Genomic DNA, 19,933 nt, shown 5'->3' with positions numbered 1-19,933 from the left:
ATCTCTTATTTAATGTTTTTATTCTCTAAAAGTGCCATCAAAACTAAAAACATTAATATTGATGACAATGGAATATATAAAAGATTTCCCATTAAAATCGAAAGCATTAGAATAGTAACAAAAAATACTTTAGAGACATTGTTTTTCACAAACCTCTTATATAGAAAATATAAAAATGTTAGATAAGCCAGCAAACCTACTATTCCAAAAAATAAAATGACATCAAAAACCTGCATTTCTAATCGCACAGTTTCCAACTTCAAAGCTCCAATAAAAATATTATAATTTTCTGGGGTTATTTGGTTAAACAGCGTTAACAAATTGTCCGTTCTGTAAGAAAAAACGGCTGTCATTAAACCTTCTGACTCAATAATCCTCTCAAATAGAGGTGTTGAAAATAAAATTAATAAAAAAGTTATAAATAAAATTGACAAAAAAGCTACTATTTTTATTTTAATTCTTTTATTAAATTCTTGGTTTGATAAAACAAGGAGTGTTAGCAAAAAGAATTCTGCGAAATAAGCACCCTTTAGGCCAGACATTAAAGAAAGTATTAATACGGTTATTAACATCTTGTTATCCTTAGATATCCAAAATATAGTTGTTCCGCATAAATAAAAAAAAGGGGTGAACCCTTGGCTTAGAAGAACCCCATTAAAACCAAACCTAGTTGAGTATTGATAAGTTTGAAAAATTTTAATCTCAAATAAAAAACCTAATAAAACAAAAACAGCATTTAATAATATAAAATATTTAAAAAATATTTTTAGCCTTTTTATAAAAACCTCATTATTGACCTTATATGAATAATTCAATAATGGCAGGGTAAATAAAATGAATATATATCTGATATATTCATTAACGTAAATTTCAGAAAAATTCTTTTTTAAAAGAAAAACAACCGACAATACTATAATTACAGTGAATAAAAATTTAAAATTTTTAAAAACATATTTAAAATGTGTTGCAATAAATGCAAGTGAGTAAACTAGAAATATTGCTTTTAATATTCTATTAAGCCTTATAAATCCAATGTCATAGAATATTTGAATTTTATTAATAAAATCAAAACAAAAACCAAGTATAATAAATGCAAAAATATTAGTGTTATAATTAGTAAAAAAAGTCTTGATTTTAGATGATTCCAACATGTTTTTATTCAATTTGCCTTGAAATAAAATCTTCATAGTCTGAATTGATGATGCTCCAACTATAATAATCTTTTATCTTTTTTATGTTTAATCTTGAATATTCTTTTTTAGAATTAAATAAAATGTCTTGATTTAAGATTTCATTAATATCGTTTGAATCACTAAAATATCTTGCGTTTTCTTCCAAAATACTTTTGTTAAAAACATTATTATTAGCTATAATTAGTGTATTAGACGCCATGGCTTCTAACAAAGATGGATTTGTACCGCCAACTGAATGACCGTGAAAATAGTACCTAGAATAATATCTCAAATTATTTAGATCGTCTTGGTTGTAGTTAGCTCCAACAAATCGTATTCTTTTATCTTTTTTGTATTGCCTTTGAAGCTCCTTACCATATTCATTTAAAGAACCAAAAATGATTAAATCATACGGTACGTTTGATTTATGATATCCCTTGATTATAGTTTCTATGTTATTTTCAGGCTCTAATCTTGCAATTATTAGGCAATACTGATTAGATTTAACATTGTATGCTTTTAAAATATCTTCTTTAGGCTCAGAAAACACGGAAGCGCCATAAGCAATAAACTTAGAGGGCTTGTTATATGTTGTAGTGATATAGTCTTGTATACCTATTGAATCTGAGATTAAATAATCACTAGAATGAATTGCTAATTTTTCTGCGTATTTAAGAAACTTTCTAACTATAGGTCGGTATTTGGAACGTTTCCATTCCATACCGTCCATATTGGTAATAATTACTGGTTTTTTTGGTAATGCCCAATGCCAAATGGAGTTGGAAGTATAACCTAATTGAAGAATTACATCTAAGTCTCTTTTTCTTGAATCTAAAATACAGTTTAAATCATAAACAAACTGCCCTATTGTTCCTATTTTATATTCTGGATCATAAGCATGAACAATGTTTACACCCTTGAATTTTTTTTCTTGATAGGGGTGATTATGAGAATTATAAACATATACCTCATGCCCTTTTTTGGATAAATATACCGAAAAATATTCTGCAAACTGCTCAAACCCTCCGTGGTTGTTCGGAATGCCCCTAGTTCCTAATATAGCTATCTTCATTAATCTCTTTTGCGGTATTTATTAATATTAAAATAACTGTAGTAAAAAAATAGATGCCATTAACCCTTCCAAATATCGATTCAGAACACATTACTGCTAACATAAATAAACAGAAAAGAATCAATAATTTATCTTTTTTATTTATTCCTATTACTAAGCTATAAATTGGAATCAAAATTAGTGATAATAATCCTATAATACCCGTTCTCCAAAATGTATCTATATATTGGTTATGTGGATTAAAGTTTTTATGGCTTAGCATCCCTAAATTAACTAATTTGTTTTCTAAAATTTTATTTGTTTGCTTGGTTACACCTTTTCCTATAATGTAGTCAACTCCATGCATTGTTTTTAAAGCTTCCCTCCATAAAATTAAGCGAAATGTGAGCCCATTTATTCTTGCGTCATTAGCGTCTGTTATTTTTTCTTCTTGAAGAATTGAAAAATCATTCTCATCTAAAATATCATAAAATCTATTTTTTAAAGGCGAGAAAAGCAAAACAATAACAGCAAGGGGAATAATAACTATAAAAATCATTTTACTTTTTATAAGAGGTATTAAAAATGCCAGTAAAGTAAAAATAAAAACCATTTTAGACCCACTAAATACTAAAAAGCAAAACAGTATAAATAAAATAATATATTTAAACTTTTCCCAGTAATAAAACTGAATATAGAGTATTGAAAAGAATAATAGATATGAATAATAAACTGGATGTAAATATTTTGAGAAATTATCAAATGATAAAAAAACCATATTGCCATGAATAAAAACATCGATAATTGAAGTAACGGTAAGACCAATTCCAATTAAAATAGCAGATATTGGAAATAGAGCCAAACATTTTCTATTATTAATTGATGGTATAATAATGGCCAAAACTAAAAAAGGCAAAAATCGTTCTACAGTGCCTAAATGCAAGTAGCTTTTATCTGTTACAAATAAATTATTCAATAGGTAAATAATAAAAAAAGCTATAAAGAAAAGGTTGATTTTGTTTTGTACAATTTTCTTAACACTAATTCTCCTTATGTTAATTACTGCTCCTAAAATTAATGCAACATTATAAGTTGGCGGTGGAAGAAACTCACATAGTATTAAAACTCCTATTGAAATTTCTGGGAGCCCAATTGTTTTTAAATTTATTTTAACGTGTTTTAACTTATAAACTAAATAAGTTAACAAGCAAACAATAAAAAATATTGGTAAGTAAAATTTATACAGGTTTTTAAAATCAGATGGATATAAAAACTTTTTAGGGGTTTCAATAAAACCATTTGATTGCATTACTTCAAAATTAAACCCATCATTTTTAAATCTTAATCCATGGTTTTTAAATTTCTCGTTTAAGTCTATTGAATATTTTTTTGAATCACTAAGTAAATCAATGCTTTTAATATGAATTTTTTCTCCCTGGTACTCAAAATAACATCTAAATGCTCGTAGTTTTAGACTATCGTCTAACTTAGTAGAAAGAATAGAATCGTTTATGCTTTTAAACTTGTATGGTCTTGAATAGTTAAAATCAGGCTCTGATTGTCCTGAGGCATAAAGAGTAAGACCCTCAGAGCGTATTTGCTTACTATGTGTAATGTGGATAGTAGAAAAAGTGGTTTCTTCTATGCAAGTGTATTTTTCATAACCATAAACTACAACTATGGTTAATATAATAATCGTTATGCATATAAAAACATAAAACAGTTTCTTGTTGAACCTCATTATTTTATTAAACTTTATTATGATGTTTTTCTAAAAGTTTAAAATAATCTTGCGCTATTTTCAACCAATTATACTTGGCCAAAATTTTATTATAAACCTGAAGTTGTACTTCTTTACTAGCTAATTGAACAGTCATTTTATATTTCAACTCTTCAATATTATTAGGATCAAAAACCAAAGCATCTGGTAAATCAAAATCTGCCATCGCTGTGTTTTTTGAACATAAAATTTTACTTTTATGTGCTATGGCCTCTAAAGGGGGAATCCCAAATCCTTCTGCAAATGAGGGAAAAACAAACAATTCACAATTTTTATAATATGCCTCAAGACTTTTATTAGAAATAGAATGTAACCATATAACATTGCCTGTAATTTTAGCTAAATTGTTTGTTATGTAAGTTTCCAGTTCTTTATAGAGAATATCCTTTTTACCTATAAACACAAGTTTATAGCCTTTTTCAGCCAAATTTAATTCAACAAAGGCTTTTAATAGTCCTAAATGATTTTTTCGGGGTTCTACCCTTGATACATAAAGAATAAATTTCCCAAGCGATGCTATACGGGCTTCAACTGCTTGTTCTGTATATTCATTATTTATAACGGCATTGGGTGTTATGTAAATTGAATCTATAGGTATGTTATATAATTCAGAAATTTTAACTCGCGAGTATTGTGAAACAGTTAAAAGCAAATCTGCTTTTTTTGAAGACCACCTAAACAAAAAACTATTAACGACCCTATATTTTAAAGGGAAAAACTTTCTGAATTCGCTTTGTTCAAAAAGAATGTCGTGAATTGTAATAACTAGTTTACAGTTTTTAATTGGCGGACATATATATTGAAAATGAGCATACTCAATTTTATGATTTCTTATTATTTGGGGAAATTCTATTAATAAACGGCGAAATTTATTTTTGCTCTTTAATTGAACATAAGTAACGTTTTGGTGAGCTCCAAATTCTTTTTTTAAATTCTCAATATCTCGAGCTACTAAAAAAAAATGCCAATTATTTGCAATAGGTATAAGTTCAGAATAAAGCCCTTTTAAATAAGTACGAGTCCCTTGATATTTATCATCAAAAATGTGGGCATCAACCAATATGTTTTTTTTCATCGCCCTTTCCTTCTCTTAACGTAATTTATTTTAAAATACAAACCTATTACTTTTCTGCTACAAATTTATAAAAACCAGAAGAAGTTTTATTTACACTATAAATTATAAAAACAAATAACAAAGCAAAAAACACTACTAATGAATTTAATTGATTAAACATTATAAATCAGGGGCAAATTCAGGGTTTAATCTCTCATTCTTGATTAATTAACCCTTTCGTTTTAGGCTTATAAAAATTATATAAATAAATAAATATTATAGCAAACCAAAAAAGCTGTGTATTAAAATTTGAATTTATTATTATTAGCAAAAAAACGACCTTAAAAAAAATATTTTGCTTTTTTATATGTTTCCAAATGAATGCAAAAACTAGAAAAGCACCTATAAAACCATAATCATACAAAAAGCCCGGAATGAATGGTGGCCTAAAAACCATGTGCTTATTCCAAGCTTCTGGATATATTATTTTAGAAAAGTACGGTTCAGAAGATGCAGCACCAAAACCAAAATAGGTGTGGTAATTTAATAAATCCATTTCCTTTATATAAGTAAAAGTTGGTCCTATTCTTGCGTACGCACTAGAATCAATAAGGTTTAAGTTTTTTATAAAATTAGAAGAATCAGAAAACAATAAGAATACTACTTCTCTTATTCGTTCCACACTTTTCCCTCCAACATTTGTAAAAAAGAACAATAGAATACCTATTAAAACTATTGATCCAGATATTATAAAATACTTTCTTTTTATTTTAAACTGTGCAAAAATCCAAAACACCAATATTATAAAACCAATAGCAGATTTAAAGCTAAATAACATGTATAATAGTATAGCTCCATATACTACAAGTTTCTTTTTTTCATCAACTAAACCACTTAAAACTGCAAAAGAAATTAATACTATTATGGCTGCATAAGAAGGCTCCGTAGATAAAGAATGAAACCTATATACTCCAGTAATATTATTATATTGAATACCTAATTGACCTGTACTCTGAAAATACCCTTTTGGACCTTCTAAATTATGTAAATCAAATAAAACGGCAATTTGAGAGATTAATAATATTATAAAAAAAGCAATTAAAATGAATTTTAATATCCAAATAAAATTGTCAACAGATAAATGTTTTTTCGAATAATGCGTTATGTACAAAAACAAAAACAAAAACAAAAACGAATAAATTACTGATGTAGCTTTAAAAGTACTTAAATTCAATAACGCACTTAAAATTATATAAAATGAAATTAAAATTACTAGTTCATCTTTTAAGGCTGGCATTTTAAATTCAAAAACGCTAATCAGCCCAATAAAAATAGTGCTACATAAAAGAAAAAAAGAAAATGATATACCTCCTAGATTAAAAGCATTTAAACTTGTAAAGGACAAGCTCAAAATAGTCACAATTAGTACTCTTTTAAAGATGTTATTTTTTTTTAATACTAACATTATTGTACTATAGTAATAAAAGCATTGGCTAGTTTGTGAATATTCTCTTTATTAATAGATCTAGGATCTCCAAAAGCATCAGACATAATACCTTCGAAAGAGTTTTCTAGCAACCATTTAGAAAATAATTTTGGGCTTAGGCTATTATTTTGTTCATTAATTAAATCATCTAACGATTTGTTTTTAAAATCTTTCCAAGATACTTCTGTGCAGGTCGTCATTTTATTAAAAAAAGCTGGTGCAAATGTAAACCCTTTTTTTCCTTTTAATGCGGCTTCGTAGGCAATAGTGCCAGATACCGTAAAGACAGCTTCAACATTATCTAATAGCTTATGAGAATCTGCTTTATTATTTATAAGATATACATTATGTAAATTCTTTACAGTTTTATAAAACTTCAGGTTTCTGTCTCCTATTGCATTAGAGTGCTCCTTGACCAATAAAATATAGTCCTCTGGTAGTATTCGCCATATATTTTTAATCAGTTCTAATTGGTTTTCATAATACCTACCTATAACATCTATAGAAGCCTCTGGCTGTTTGTGAAGTGTAAAAAGAAGTTGTTTCTTGTTTTTTGGCAAATCTTTAATTAAGGTTTCTGACACGAACCATTTAAATAAAACCCGATTAAAAACCTCGCTAGTTCTAATTTTAAATTGTGTTAATGGACTCGAGTATAAAGTAGGATCGTTTACATCTTGATTCGTTCTTAAAATAAAGTTTTTAATTAATATTAAATTATGCTTTAATGTTCCCTTTTTAGCTATTAGTTTATCGTTTATAGCGAGATATGAAGGTTTTTCAAGTTTAATGCTAAGGTCATCGCTTAGTGATGATAAGTTAGATAATTGTTTAATATTAGACTGATATTCATCCGTAAAAAAAGCAAACCTATTATTTGGAATTCTAATGGTGTGAGGGTTTAAAAATTGACAATTAAGCTCTTTGGCTTCTATGGTTAATCTATGAACAGCTAGCTCATGAGCCCATGTTACTTCTCCAAAAACAAACTCAATTGTATTTGTATTTATAAAATCATATACTAGTTCTTTTAATTTCAATAAATAATCAAAAGTCCAACCTTTAGATTCCATACTTAAAACCCTGTCGCCATAAACTAATTCATTAATTTTTAAATCAATATTTACTGTTTTATTGTTATGTGATAAAACTTCTTTTTTTCCTATATATAATAATTGATTTTCATGAAACATGGTCTTTAAAAACTCATATTGCTTTCTATTTGGGATAATCCAAAAGGATTTTATATTAGACCCGCTTAATACCTTAGCAATTTCAACAAAAACATCTGTTTTGTAATAATTTGCAATAAAACATATGTTTTTATTCATTCTTTTTTTTGTAATGTGCTTATTAAACCATTTTATAATTCCTCTTGTAGAGAATAAACATACTTAGTAATAGAGAAACTAATGTGCTAGCAAACATAGCAATTGATATTCTTTCTAAGAAATCTATTTGTAATAAAACTAATATTGTCACAAATATCAAAGCTCCAAAAATAGCTAAGTACAATTTTATAATGTTTTTATTTTCTCGTCCGTAATGAACTTCAAGATAGGCATAAATACAGCCTAAAAATGTTTGCCCAATAATTAAAAAGGAGATTTTAAGCGATCTGTAAAGGCTATTCCCTACATAATTGTAAGAGAGGAGGAAACTTGCAATTATGACCACCATAAAAAGAGCGAAAGAAAGTAGAATTAGATATTTATATAAAATACTTTTTCTTATATGTAATACATTCTTTTCGACATAAATATCTTTAACCAAAAAAGCCCAGACAGAGGAATGAGTTAAGAATATAAGCATTGAAAAACGTTGTACTAATGATAACAAAACTCCATCATCAATTGGCATTTTTGTTAATGCATTTATTTTTCCATAATTAGAAATATATAGTAGCAAAAATGTTTGAATTATGTTTGGCCATGAAAATAGAATTGTGTCCTTTAATATCTTGGCTGTATATAATACTTTTAGTTTTTTATTTATACTAACTAATACATCTTTTAAACATTTAAAAAAATAAATACTAGAAAACAGTATTTGCCCTATAAATATTAACCATAGTGAGAAATCATAATTTAAAAAAAAATAAAAAAATAAAAATAATAATGACAATGTATTTGAAAGTATAGTTATAAAAACAACTTTTTGTGGTTTATTAATTAATCTAAAATAAGAGGCTAAAAAAGTAGTTGCTAAAACAAATAATACTCTATATACTATAAATAATATTAGATTTTCAAATGGAAAAACAAGATAATGTACCGCAATAAAAATAAGTCCCACGAACCCAATAAGTATATATAATCTCTTAAAAAAATTAGTAAATACTTCTAAAACCTCATTTTTATTATCTGCTTCTCTGTACGCGTAAAAAAAATAGCCCGATAATCCTAAATCTAGTAACGGAATAGCTACAATGGTTATTGAATATATATATTCTATAGATACATATATCTCTTTCTCTCCAAAAAGATATAAAACAAGTAATGGAAGTAAAAAAATAATGGCTTTGTCAAAATAGCTCAATGCCATAAAAGACAATAACTTTTTATTAGACTTTAAAAGGCTTTTATTTAATTTCAAATTTTGTAACTTTAGTACTGCTGCTTTTAGTTCCCTTATTGTGTTTTTAGAATTTAAAGACCAAAGTTTAGTGTATGAACTTCACCCTTCTTTTCTATAAAAGTATTAAACACCTATAAGTTATTTCCTAGTTTCTTTAAACTTTTATGGTTTCTTGTATATACATTAGTTATTGATAAAGCCTAATTTTAAAGGTGTGCCCTTTTCTATATTTTCAGAAAATGTTTTTCCTAAAATATCATCATAATATTTTGGATGTAACCCATAACCAGGTCTTATAGATTTTATATTTTCTTTAGTAATCACATCGCCTTTTTTTACATCTTTAGTAACAAATAATGAGCGTGAAAACTCCCTACTCCTTTTCTTTTTATCGGTCATTTTGTAATTTACACTACCCATTAATTTTTCGGTTAGTCTCACCGCATCTACCATTTTCTTAAATTCTGCTTCATCTAATGAAAAATGGGCATCAGCCCCTCCTATACTCTTGTCTAATATAAAGTGTTTTTCTATTACTTTTGCGCCAAGGGCAACCGCTATCATTGGTGCTTCAATACCCATTGTGTGATCTGAAAGTCCTGATTTAACTCCGAAACGTTCGGCTATATTAGGTATTGTTTTTAAGTTGGCATCTTCTGGGTCAGCTGGATAGGCTGAAGTGCATTTTAAAATGGTAATATCGTTGTTTCCAACTTTTTTGCAAGTATTAATGGCAAGTTCTATATCTTCAATGGTAGCTATTCCTGTGGAAATAATTATTGGTTTTTGTTTTGATGCCATATAATGTATCAAGGGAATATCGGTAATCTCGAATGAAGCCACTTTGTAGATTGGGGTATTTAATTCTTCTAAAAAATCAACAGCAGTAGTATCAAAAGGAGACGAAAAACAAACCAATCCTTCTACTTTTGCTAAATCGTACAAGGGTTTGTGCCATTCCCAAGGCAATGATGCTCCTTTGTACAAGTCATACAAATATTGCCCATCCCAAGCGGTACCTTGCTTAATTTTAAAATGCGGGTTTTTTACATTTAATGTTATTGTATCTGCGGTATAGGTTTGTAGTTTTATAGCATCGGCTCCAGCCCTTTTTGCTGCTCTTATAGTTTCTTTGGCTATGTCTAAGCTACCACCATGATTTGCGGACAACTCCGCTATTATAAAACAATTCTCTTTAAACATTCTCTTTTTCTAATTTATACACAAAACTAAAACATCCATTAACTATTTCATCTTTAAAGTAAGAATATCTTGCCTTTTTAAAGGCCTTGACCGATGCTATATTTTCTTTTTTTATGTAAGCCACTATAGGTTGTTGATTGGTTTTGAAGTAAAGTTTTGCCGATTGTTTTAAAAACTCACTAGCAAGCCTTTGCCCTCTATACTCCTTTGATATCAGTATCCCTATCGTCGATCCATTTTGATCTAATTCATATCGTACAACTCCTGCAGCCTTATTATTTATTAAAGCTATCAAAAATAATGTGTTTTTATCATGAATTTTATTTTTAAACCACTTTTTATGCGCTTCCAATTCTATTGATTCTGGATTAAATGAGTTTTTACGTACAGATTCGTCATTTGACCATTTATATACCTGCAACATATCACTTTCGTTAGCTTTTCTAAACGATAAACTTAACCGATTTAATACTCCTAATAAATTCATTTTACTATTCCCAGGGAACAGATAATGCTGATTTTCTATATAAAAATCTATTTTATTACTTTCTATTATACTTTTTACCTGATCTTTAAAATCTAAAATCTCATACGCTTTAAAATCTCCTCCTTTTATAATAGTCTCTTTTTCTAATAAGCCCTTATAGATGTTTTTTTGATTATCTACATAATACCCACTTAAAACAGGCATTTTAACACAAGAAAGTTCATATAAAATAGTACTCGCTGGCGCTATAGCTAAATTACATTGCTGCATTACATTAATCAGCTTTTGTTCTGAAAGGTTCTTGTATATTTTTAATTTATCAGAATGGACTTCTTCCAAATCAAAAATTTCATTGTGATTATAAGCACCGCCCAATACAATGTTAATCTTTTTAATTTGAGGTATTAACAATAAGCCCTTAACTGCTTTTAAAGTTAAATTGTATGGGTCTGCGCCTCCAAAGCAAATAAAAGCAGTATCAAGTACATTTATGATTTTAACTTTTTTTGCTTCTTCTAAAAATAGCGGTCTTAACATAGCATATTGGGTGCCTAGTGCTAATTTAGTATAGGGTTCTTTTGAATAATCTTTTTCTTTTATATACGGCGAATGGTTTATAACCACATCAGCATACATGTGTTCTTTTACTAAATCGTCAATATATACTAGTGTATAGCCTTTCTCTTTTATTTGTTTCTGATAAGGAGAGGTGAATTGGTAACCATCAGCAACAATGATATGTGTTTCTGGTAAAAAATTATCGACTAACCATCTAGGTTCATCTGCAATTGTTATGGCTTCTGGAATAATTACTTTGCTATATGCCTTAGGAATTACACCATTTGTAGAGGTTTCATGTGTTAAAAACACAAAATCGAAGGCGTTTTTAGCAATTTCTACTAAGCTAAATAATCTATATAAATGCCCTAGTCCTGTATTAGAATTTCCATCTGCTCTAAATATTATTTTTTTGCGCATTGAGCATCAATTTATATTTAATTTCAGCTAATTTCCAATCGGTTTCCGTATCTATGTCCTGAGCATGAAGTTCAGATATGATTAAAGCGCCCGAGTTAGATGTAAATAATTTTTTTTCTTTCATAAAAGACGATATTTTAATCCAATAAAACTGGCCAGCATCATGATAACGCGGTTTTAAATCTTGTGATCTAGAGTTCATAAACTCATGCCATACCATTTCTACTTTATGGTTTTCTATTTTTAGTGAACGCTGTATTGGAAACGAAAACTCAAGCACGGGAAAAACACTATCAAAACTATTCTTTAAAAGTGTATTATAACCATCAGTAATTTTAGTTGGTGTTATAAAAGGTGCAGTAGGCAAAATACAGCATACATTATTGAATGTTTTGTTATTTGCTTTATATTGTAAGACCACTTCTTCTATTACATCTGCTAAAACCGCATAATCGTTGGCATTGGTCTTGCTTCTTAAAAAAGGCACTTTAGCACCATACTGCAAAGCTATTTTGGCAATTTCATCATCATCGGTTGATACCATCACCTCATCAAATAAACTACTTTGTATGGCAGATATAATTGAATATGCAATAATTGGTGTGCCTAAAAAAGACTTAATGTTTTTTTTAGGTATACGCTTACTACCACCTCTCGCTGGAATTATTGCCAAATTACCCATTTACAAACGATAATACTTTCTCTATTACAAATCCTTGTTCTTCATCTGTTAAGCTAGGGTACATGGGCAAGCTAATACATTTAGAATAATACGTTTCAGAATTTCTCAAAGCTGCACTTTCATATCCAATATCTTTATAATAGGGCAATTTATGTACAGGTATGTAATGTATTTGCGCATAAATATGCTGTGTTCTTAAAAAATCGTACAGTCCTTTTCTGTCCTCTACTTCTATAACAAACAAATGATGGGCGTTATAGGCGCCTTTGGGCAAATCTTGATATTTTATTTTCCCTTTAAAAGCCTTTTTATAGGTGTTTGCTATTTCGTTTCTTCGAGCAACCCCTTTATTGTTTTTAGCTAACTGCGTTATGCCCAAGGCAGATTGTATATCGGTCAACCTGTAGTTGTATCCCAATTCTTGCATTTCGTAGAACCAACCGCCATGGTTTTCACTCATGTTATCTTTGGTAATACCATGGGTTCGTAATGATGCTAATTTTTTATAGAGTGCTTCTGAATTTGTGGTAACCATACCGCCCTCTCCACAGGCAATATGCTTAACAGGGTGAAAAGAAAACACCCCAATATTGGCATAATTAGCGTTTCCGCACATGTGTTTATCACCCTTGGAATCAATAAAATATCCACCTGGGGCATGACATGCATCTTCAATAACCCAAAGATTGTGCGCGTTGGCCAGTTCCCTAAATTTCTCTAGGTTTACTGGCAATCCAGCAAAATCTACTGGAATTATCCCTTTAAAAAAACCTTTTGGTTTACTCTCAATAAGCTTCTTTGTACTTTCTAGAGACAGTAAATAAGTGTCTGGATCTATATCTGCAAACCATACTTCGCCACCTACAAAGCGTACACAATTTGCAGAGGCAGCAAATGTAATAGGTGTAGTAATTACGCGTTCTCCCGGTTTTAGGCCTAAAGCTGAAACAGCTATATGTAAACCAGATGTTGCATTATTTACTGCAACAGCATATTTGGCACCAACATATTCAGCAAACTTATCTTCAAACTCCTTAACTTTTGGACCTTGAGTTAAAAAATCTGCTTTAAGGGTAGATACTACGGCATCAATGTCCTTTTCGTCTATGTGCTGTCTTCCGTAAGGTATTGCTCGCATTAGGCTTTAAAATTACTGTCTACGTGTTCCTTTATCAAACTTCTTAATGTATCTATTGTCTCCCATTCTGTATTGTCTCCAGAATTATAGCTAAATCCTAAATTTACTTTTCTGGCATTGAATGTTTTAATGTAATCATCTAATTTCCAGCTATGAGTTGCTGGTAAAATAGTGTAATACTTACCCAAATCATAAGTATAGAAAGCATCCGAAGGGGTTATCATTTCTTCGTGTACTTTTTCCCCAGGCCTTATGCCTACAATAGGCTTTTCGCATTCTGGACCAATGGCATTGGCCACATCCATAATTTTATACGATGGTATTTTAGGTACAAAAAGCTCGCCGCCCCATGCGTGCTCTAGGGCATGCATCACCATATCAACACCTCCTTGAAGAGATATGTTAAACCTTGTCATATTAGGGTCTGTTATGGGTAATTTTCCTTCTTTCTTTTTATTAATGAAAAATGGTATTACTGAACCGTTAGACCCCATTACATTTCCATATCTTACTACTGAAAATTTTATAGGGTTTTCCCCTTTAATATTATTGGCCGCAATAAATAATTTATCAGAGGTAAGTTTGGTGGCACCATATAAATTAATTGGAGCACATGCCTTATCTGTAGAAAGCGCTACAACACGCTGAACTTTTGTCTTAAAACAGGCTTCAACTACATTTTCTGCACCTCCAATATTGGTCTTAATACATTCATCAGGGTTATATTCTGCAATATGAACGTGTTTCATCGCTGCAGCATGAATTACATAATCTACCCCTTGAAAAGCCCTTACCAAGCGCTCCTTGTCTCTTACATCGCCAATAAAGTAGCGTATTTGAGGATATTTGGTATCAGGATACTCCTGAGCCATCTGGAATTGTTTTTGTTCATCTCTAGAATATATTATTAGCCTTCTTATTTCTGGATTATTTTTTAAAATATGGCTTGTTAGTGCTTTTCCTAAAGAACCAGTTCCTCCAGTTATTAAGATAGATTTTCCTTTCAAGTTGAACATATAGTATTTTTTTATTAGTTAGAGTAGTAAAGTTAAGTTCAAAAAAACACTTTCTAACTGCAAACAAGATTATTTATTAATTTTGATTTCTTTTTTGATTCTTCTATTTAAGAATTATAATTCTACGGTTAACATATCTATAAAGCTTTTATTACCCACCATATATGGATCGTGCTTTTCAATGCCTTGATAAGAAATTGGTTTTAATTTAAACGTTATTGAATCGGATAACATTTCAATACCTTTATTGAACGTAAAATATTTATTTAATTCTTTACTGTTAATTCGATAATCCCCTTTCTTATATTTAAAAATCAATTCGTTTATAGTTATTGATTCCTGTTTTATATTATTTCCTAGATCAATTCTTAAATTCATTGGATATACTTTTTTTGGAAGTTCAAATGTAATATCCTGTTCATCATCACTTGGAAATACTTTTGCTACAACAGATTTTGCTTCAGTATGAACATCTCCTTCATATTCTGTATAGAAAACTTGAAAATTATCATCTTTAGTAATTATTCCTCTTAGAACTACCGTGAATTTATCAACTGATAAAACCTCCTTGGTTTCTACATTATCTTCTGGAGTTTTATTTTCACGGTTTTTACAACTAGTTAGTACACATAAAAACATAATTGCTATCATGATTATTTTTTTCATGGGCTTTTTAAGTATAATCATTTTATTAATAATTGAAGTTTTACTGATATGACAAAACTAACTTTATAAAGCCACAAATGTAACGCTTTTTGCAGGTTCAATCAAATGAAATATATTTAAAGAAGGTACAACGTTTGTTAGTGTGTTTAATTTATCCTTACTCTTTCTTAAAGATTTTTTTGTAGGTGTTTTTAAAACTAAAATTCAGTAAAATTTTTACAAAACATATATTAATAATTCAAAATGGCTTTTTTTAGACTGTCTCTCCAATGTGGGATTTCAAAACTTAGTAACGCTTTAACTTTTGACTTATCCAGTACGCTAAATTTTGGGCGTTTTGCTGGCGTAGGGTAATCTTCTGTATTAATGGCGTTTACTTTGATTCTTATTTGTTTAATCTCAAAAATTTCTTTTGCAAAATCGTACCAACTTGCTACTCCTTCATTGCTGTAATGATACACACCAAATTCTGTGTTTTTGGATATAATGATTTCATAAATAACCTCGGCTAAATCCTTAGCATATGTTGGTGTTCCAATTTGATCTCCAACAATATTCAAAACATCTTTATCTTTAGCTAATCTTAGCATGGTTTTCATGAAGTTATTACCGTGTTCTGAATACAGCCAAGAGGTTCTAATAATAAAAAAATTTTCTAAAATTTTTTTAATTTCTAATTCGCCTTTTAGTTTTGTTTCTCCATATACGCTTACAGGGTTAGCTTTGTCTGTTTCAACGTAGGGTTTATCACTTTTCCCGTCAAACACGAAATCTGTTGATATATGTATTAAGTTTACATTGTGTTCTAGACAGGCCAAAGCTAAGTTTTTTGCTCCTTCTACATTTATTTTAAAAGCGTTTTTAGTTTCAGTTTCAGCTTTGTCCACAGCTGTATAAGCCGCACAATTTATGCAGTAATGAATAGTTTTGCTTTGTCTTTTAAAAAACTTTTTTACTTGATTTAAGTCACAAATATCTAACTCTAAAAAATCAGTATATATAAAATTTAAGTCGGAGTGATTAAACTCTAAATCTTTAATAGAGTTCGCCAATTGACCGTTTCCTCCTGTAACTAAAATATTGGTCATAGCTCTAACTTATCAATGGTTGGGAGCATTTTATCCTTTTCGGATATAATAAACTCTTGGTTTTTTAAAACCCAATTTATATCTAAGCTAGGATCTGAATAGATAATACCGCTCTCTGAGGCCTTGTTGTAAAAATTATCACATTTATATGAAAATAAAACCGTATCACTTAAAACGATAAAACCATGAGCAAAACCTCTTGGAACAAAAAATTGTTTCTTGTTTTCTCCTGATAATTCTACAGACACATGTTGCCCAAATGTTGAAGAGCCTTTTCTAATATCAACGGCTATATCTAACACCTTCCCTTTTATAACACGAACTAATTTTGCTTGGGCATGTTCACCACGCTGAAAATGGAGCCCTCTTAAAACGCCCTTGAATGAAAAAGATTCGTTGTCTTGAATAAAATTTATATTATTGCCCGTTAATTCATTAAACACCTTTTGGTTAAAACTTTCAAAAAAATATCCTCTTTGATCCTCAAAAACTACTGGTTCTATAATTAAACAGCCTTTTAATTTAGTTTCTATAATATTCATTACTTATTTTTCAGTAATCCTAATAAATTTTTACCATATCCACTTTTGAGCATAGATTCAGCTAGGTTTTTAAACTGATATTCATCTACGTAACCCATTTCATACGCTGCTGCTTCAATAGCTCCTATTTTTAAACCTTGTCTTTCCTCAATTACCTCAACAAATTGTGATGCTTGCATTAATGATTGAAATGTTCCAGTATCCAACCAAGCTGTACCTCTATCCAGTATACTAACATTTAATTTTCCTTGATTAAGGTAAATCTTATTAATATCTGTTATTTCAAGCTCTCCTCTATAACTCGGTTTAATGTTCTTAGCAATATTCACTACTGAATTATCGTAAAAATAAATACCCGGTACAGCGTAATTTGATTTAGGGACCTTAGGCTTTTCTTCAATTGATATTGCCTTACCTTCTTTGTTAAATTCCACTACTCCATATCGTTCTGGATCATGTACCCTGTATGCGTAAATAATTCCTCCGTCTGGGTTATTGTTGTTTTGTAATAATTTTGATAAGCCAGTTCCGTAAAAAATATTATCCCCCAATATCAATGCAACCTTATCGTCCCCAATAAATTCTTCTCCAATGATAAATGCTTCGGCTAGACCTTTTGGAGCTTCTTGAACAGCATATTGAAAGTTACATCCGTATTTTTTACCATCTCCCAATAAATCTTTAAATAGGGGTAAATCTTTGGGTGTTGAAATAATTAATATTTCATTTATACCCGAGTACATTAATGTTGAAAGCGGGTAATAAATCATCGGCTTATCATAAATAGGCATTAATTGCTTACTAATTGATAATGTTAAAGGGTGTAATCTTGTGCCAGATCCTCCTGCTAGTATAATTCCTTTCATTGCTTTAAAGTCTAATTATATTGCTTCTTGTAATAAGATTTATATTGTCCACTTGTTACATTATCTAACCATTCTTTATTCTCTAAGTACCAATCTATGGTCTTTTCTAGGCCTTGTTCAAATGTAACCGATGGCCGCCACCCTAACTCCTTATTTATTTTTGATGCATCTATCGCATATCTTAAATCGTGCCCTGGTCTATCTTTAACGTAGGTAATCAATTTTTCAGAAGAACCTATAGGTCTTTTCAGCTTTTTATCCATTTGATTACATAGCAATTTTACAAGATCAATATTTTTCCATTCATTGAAACCGCCAATATTATATGTTTCACCATCTAATCCTTCATGATATACCAAATCTATTGCTAATGCATGATCTTTTACATAAAGCCAATCTCTAGTATAATTTCCATCTCCATAAACGGGTAAAGGCTTATTGTTTATAATATTATTTATAAATAGGGGAATTAATTTTTCTGGAAATTGATTTTGACCATAATTATTAGAACAGTTAGTTACTACATAAGGTAACTTATAGGTCTCACCATAAGATCTTAAAAAATGGTCTGAACTAGCTTTAGAAGCTGAGTAAGGCGAGTTTGGATTATACGCAGTAGATTCAGTAAATAACCCTTTTTGCCCTAAAGTACCATAAACTTCATCAGTGCTTATATGATAGAATCGTTTCCCATTAAAATTACCATCCCAACATTGCTTAAAGGCGTTTAAAAGATTTACAGTTCCAATAATATTTGTTTTAACGAAAGCTAAAGGGTCTTCGATAGACCTATCTACATGAGATTCTGCGGCTAGGTGGATAACACCTTCAAATTTATGACTCTTAAAAAGAGAATCTATAACTTCTCCATCAGTTATATCTGCTTTAATAAAAGTGTAATTTGGTCTATCCTCAATGTCCTTTAAATTTTCTAAGTTGCCAGCGTAGGTTAATGCATCCAAATTGTAAATATTATAATTTGGGTACTTTAATACAAACAACCTCACAACATGAGACCCTATAAAACCCGCTCCACCTGTTATTAGAATATTCATAAATTATATTTGTCTTTTGTATTGCTCTAAGAATTTTATAGAGTGCAATGTTAAAAGAATAATTGAAGCAAGTAGCATAAGGATTATAGCGAAATAAGTTTTTACATTAACAGGTTTTCCTAGCAATTCTCTAGAGTTATCAATAGTTCCTTGGTTTTCCTGACTGGATACAATTTCAATTATAAATTGCTTATCTTCTTTTCGTCTTTGTATTGTAACTAATTCCCTACGTAATTCTATATCTTTGTTGTACAACTCAAACTCCTTGGTAACGCTTTTGTCTTCGGTATTATCTATACGTATACTTGTTTGAGAGCCTGAAGTTTTCTCTGTTGTAGTTTGTAATACCTTTTTATAAACTGTTTGTAGGTCTTGGGAAGCCTCTAAGGATGTCAGAATTGATTTTTCCAAGCGATCTAGTTCATCTAAATCCTTTTTTTGCTCTGTCCGGAAATAATCCGTTGAAACTATTTTATCAACAATCTTTGATACAACAGTTCCAAATATATCTTTCTCATTAGCTTTCATGATAATCCTTTGTACTGGATAATGATATTCTTTAGAATTCTTAATAAAATTCTCAAAAGTTACAGTAGACGCAACAACTGAATCCAATTCCTTTGTATATGAATCAAAACTTTTCAATTTATCATTTTCCGTAATTACAGATTCAACTTCCAATTGAATAAGAGATGCCGCCTTAGACGAATCAATACTTAGTACTTTTCCTAAAGTAACTGAATCACCTTCAGCAATTAATTCGTTATAATAGTCAATTGCCCTGTATAAGTTTTCACCAGTATCATAATTTTGTTTAATTACTGTAGTAGATCTATACAAAGGCTCTCCCTTATTCTGCTTAAAAAACCCATAAAAATAACCAATAATACCAGCGATAATGATTTTAATAATATGCTTTTTAATAAAAAACACAATCCAAACGAATGATAGAAACAATTTGTTTAACACGCTTCCAATAAAAGAAAACACCCTGTCAAACATATTCCCTATCATTTTAAAAAGCTGGCCTAAATCTACTTCTTCAGATTCCTGTGGCTGTTGCGGTAAATCTTTACTCATAATAAAACTCTG

General features: G+C 29.7%; 18 protein-coding genes. All 18 read right to left on the bottom strand.

Translation table 11 applies throughout. The features are described from left to right. Positions 1–5: 5 nt before the first annotated feature. The 18 genes from CLV33_RS07555 to CLV33_RS07470 all read right to left on the bottom strand — a co-directional run bounded on the left by CLV33_RS07555 (position 6) and on the right by CLV33_RS07470 (position 19,921). Positions 6–1,187 carry a hypothetical protein gene (locus CLV33_RS07555; RefSeq protein WP_105473382.1) on the bottom strand — a complete coding sequence of 394 codons (1,182 nt, stop codon included), beginning with the start codon at positions 1,185–1,187 and terminating at the stop codon, positions 6–8. Next, positions 1,156–2,244 (bottom strand): DUF1972 domain-containing protein, encoded by a 1,089-nt coding sequence (locus CLV33_RS07550; protein WP_105473381.1) that lies wholly within the window; start codon positions 2,242–2,244, stop codon positions 1,156–1,158. The genes CLV33_RS07555 and CLV33_RS07550 overlap by 32 nt, the downstream gene beginning before the upstream one ends. Continuing rightward, on the bottom strand, positions 2,219–3,532 hold the full coding sequence (locus CLV33_RS07545) for an O-antigen ligase family protein (RefSeq protein WP_170063989.1): 1,314 nt from the start codon (positions 3,530–3,532) through the stop codon (positions 2,219–2,221). Before CLV33_RS07545 ends, CLV33_RS07550 begins: the two co-directional genes overlap by 26 nt. Positions 3,533–3,971: 439 nt before the next feature. After that, complete coding sequence (locus CLV33_RS07540; RefSeq protein ID WP_105473379.1) at positions 3,972–5,078, bottom strand: glycosyltransferase family 4 protein; 1,107 nt, start codon at positions 5,076–5,078, stop codon at positions 3,972–3,974. Between the two features lie 193 nt (positions 5,079–5,271). Then, positions 5,272–6,354: a hypothetical protein gene (locus CLV33_RS07535; RefSeq protein ID WP_146109722.1), complete on the bottom strand. Its 1,083-nt coding sequence runs from the start codon at positions 6,352–6,354 to the stop codon at positions 5,272–5,274. A gap of 167 nt (positions 6,355–6,521) precedes the next feature. Next, entirely contained in the window at positions 6,522–7,874 is a 1,353-nt protein-coding gene (locus CLV33_RS07530) for a hypothetical protein (protein ID WP_105473377.1), read from the bottom strand. A 22-nt stretch (positions 7,875–7,896) separates the two neighbouring features. Then, complete coding sequence (locus tag CLV33_RS07525) at positions 7,897–9,138, bottom strand: hypothetical protein (RefSeq protein WP_146109721.1); 1,242 nt, start codon at positions 9,136–9,138, stop codon at positions 7,897–7,899. A gap of 165 nt (positions 9,139–9,303) precedes the next feature. Next, positions 9,304–10,323, bottom strand: coding sequence for a pseudaminic acid synthase (gene pseI / locus CLV33_RS07520; RefSeq protein WP_105473375.1), 1,020 nt, complete (start codon positions 10,321–10,323; stop codon positions 9,304–9,306). Continuing rightward, positions 10,316–11,788 (bottom strand): UDP-2,4-diacetamido-2,4,6-trideoxy-beta-L-altropyranose hydrolase, encoded by a 1,473-nt coding sequence (pseG, locus tag CLV33_RS07515; protein WP_105473374.1) that lies wholly within the window; start codon positions 11,786–11,788, stop codon positions 10,316–10,318. Before pseG ends, pseI begins: the two co-directional genes overlap by 8 nt. Next, the gene (gene pseF, locus CLV33_RS07510; protein WP_105473373.1) at positions 11,766–12,470 is read right to left on the bottom strand and encodes a pseudaminic acid cytidylyltransferase; all 705 of its coding nucleotides are present in this window, start codon (positions 12,468–12,470) and stop codon (positions 11,766–11,768) included. The genes pseG and pseF overlap by 23 nt, the downstream gene beginning before the upstream one ends. After that, a complete protein-coding gene (gene pseC / locus CLV33_RS07505) occupies positions 12,463–13,608 on the bottom strand; it encodes a UDP-4-amino-4,6-dideoxy-N-acetyl-beta-L-altrosamine transaminase (RefSeq protein WP_105473372.1) in 1,146 nt (381 codons plus the stop codon). The genes pseF and pseC overlap by 8 nt, the downstream gene beginning before the upstream one ends. Then, positions 13,608–14,624 (bottom strand): UDP-N-acetylglucosamine 4,6-dehydratase (inverting), encoded by a 1,017-nt coding sequence (pseB, locus tag CLV33_RS07500; protein WP_105473371.1) that lies wholly within the window; start codon positions 14,622–14,624, stop codon positions 13,608–13,610. Before pseB ends, pseC begins: the two co-directional genes overlap by 1 nt. 114 nt (positions 14,625–14,738) lie before the next feature. Further along, positions 14,739–15,290, bottom strand: coding sequence for a hypothetical protein (locus CLV33_RS07495; protein ID WP_146109720.1), 552 nt, complete (start codon positions 15,288–15,290; stop codon positions 14,739–14,741). Positions 15,291–15,520: 230 nt separating this feature from the next. Then, positions 15,521–16,378 carry a dTDP-4-dehydrorhamnose reductase gene (gene rfbD / locus CLV33_RS07490; RefSeq protein WP_105473369.1) on the bottom strand — a complete coding sequence of 286 codons (858 nt, stop codon included), beginning with the start codon at positions 16,376–16,378 and terminating at the stop codon, positions 15,521–15,523. After that, on the bottom strand, positions 16,375–16,920 hold the full coding sequence (gene rfbC, locus CLV33_RS07485) for a dTDP-4-dehydrorhamnose 3,5-epimerase (RefSeq protein ID WP_105473368.1): 546 nt from the start codon (positions 16,918–16,920) through the stop codon (positions 16,375–16,377). The genes rfbD and rfbC overlap by 4 nt, the downstream gene beginning before the upstream one ends. Further along, entirely contained in the window at positions 16,920–17,786 is an 867-nt protein-coding gene (gene rfbA / locus CLV33_RS07480; protein ID WP_105473367.1) for a glucose-1-phosphate thymidylyltransferase RfbA, read from the bottom strand. Before rfbA ends, rfbC begins: the two co-directional genes overlap by 1 nt. 11 nt (positions 17,787–17,797) lie before the next feature. Further along, complete coding sequence (gene rfbB / locus CLV33_RS07475; RefSeq protein WP_105473366.1) at positions 17,798–18,841, bottom strand: dTDP-glucose 4,6-dehydratase; 1,044 nt, start codon at positions 18,839–18,841, stop codon at positions 17,798–17,800. Between the two features lie 3 nt (positions 18,842–18,844). Then, positions 18,845–19,921: a hypothetical protein gene (locus CLV33_RS07470; protein WP_105473365.1), complete on the bottom strand. Its 1,077-nt coding sequence runs from the start codon at positions 19,919–19,921 to the stop codon at positions 18,845–18,847. Positions 19,922–19,933: the final 12 nt, after the last annotated feature.

Origin of the sequence: Jejuia pallidilutea (assembly GCF_002973595.1) — a bacterium.
Taxonomy (GTDB): domain Bacteria; phylum Bacteroidota; class Bacteroidia; order Flavobacteriales; family Flavobacteriaceae; genus Jejuia; species Jejuia pallidilutea.
This window is presented reverse-complemented; position numbering and strand designations above follow the sequence as displayed.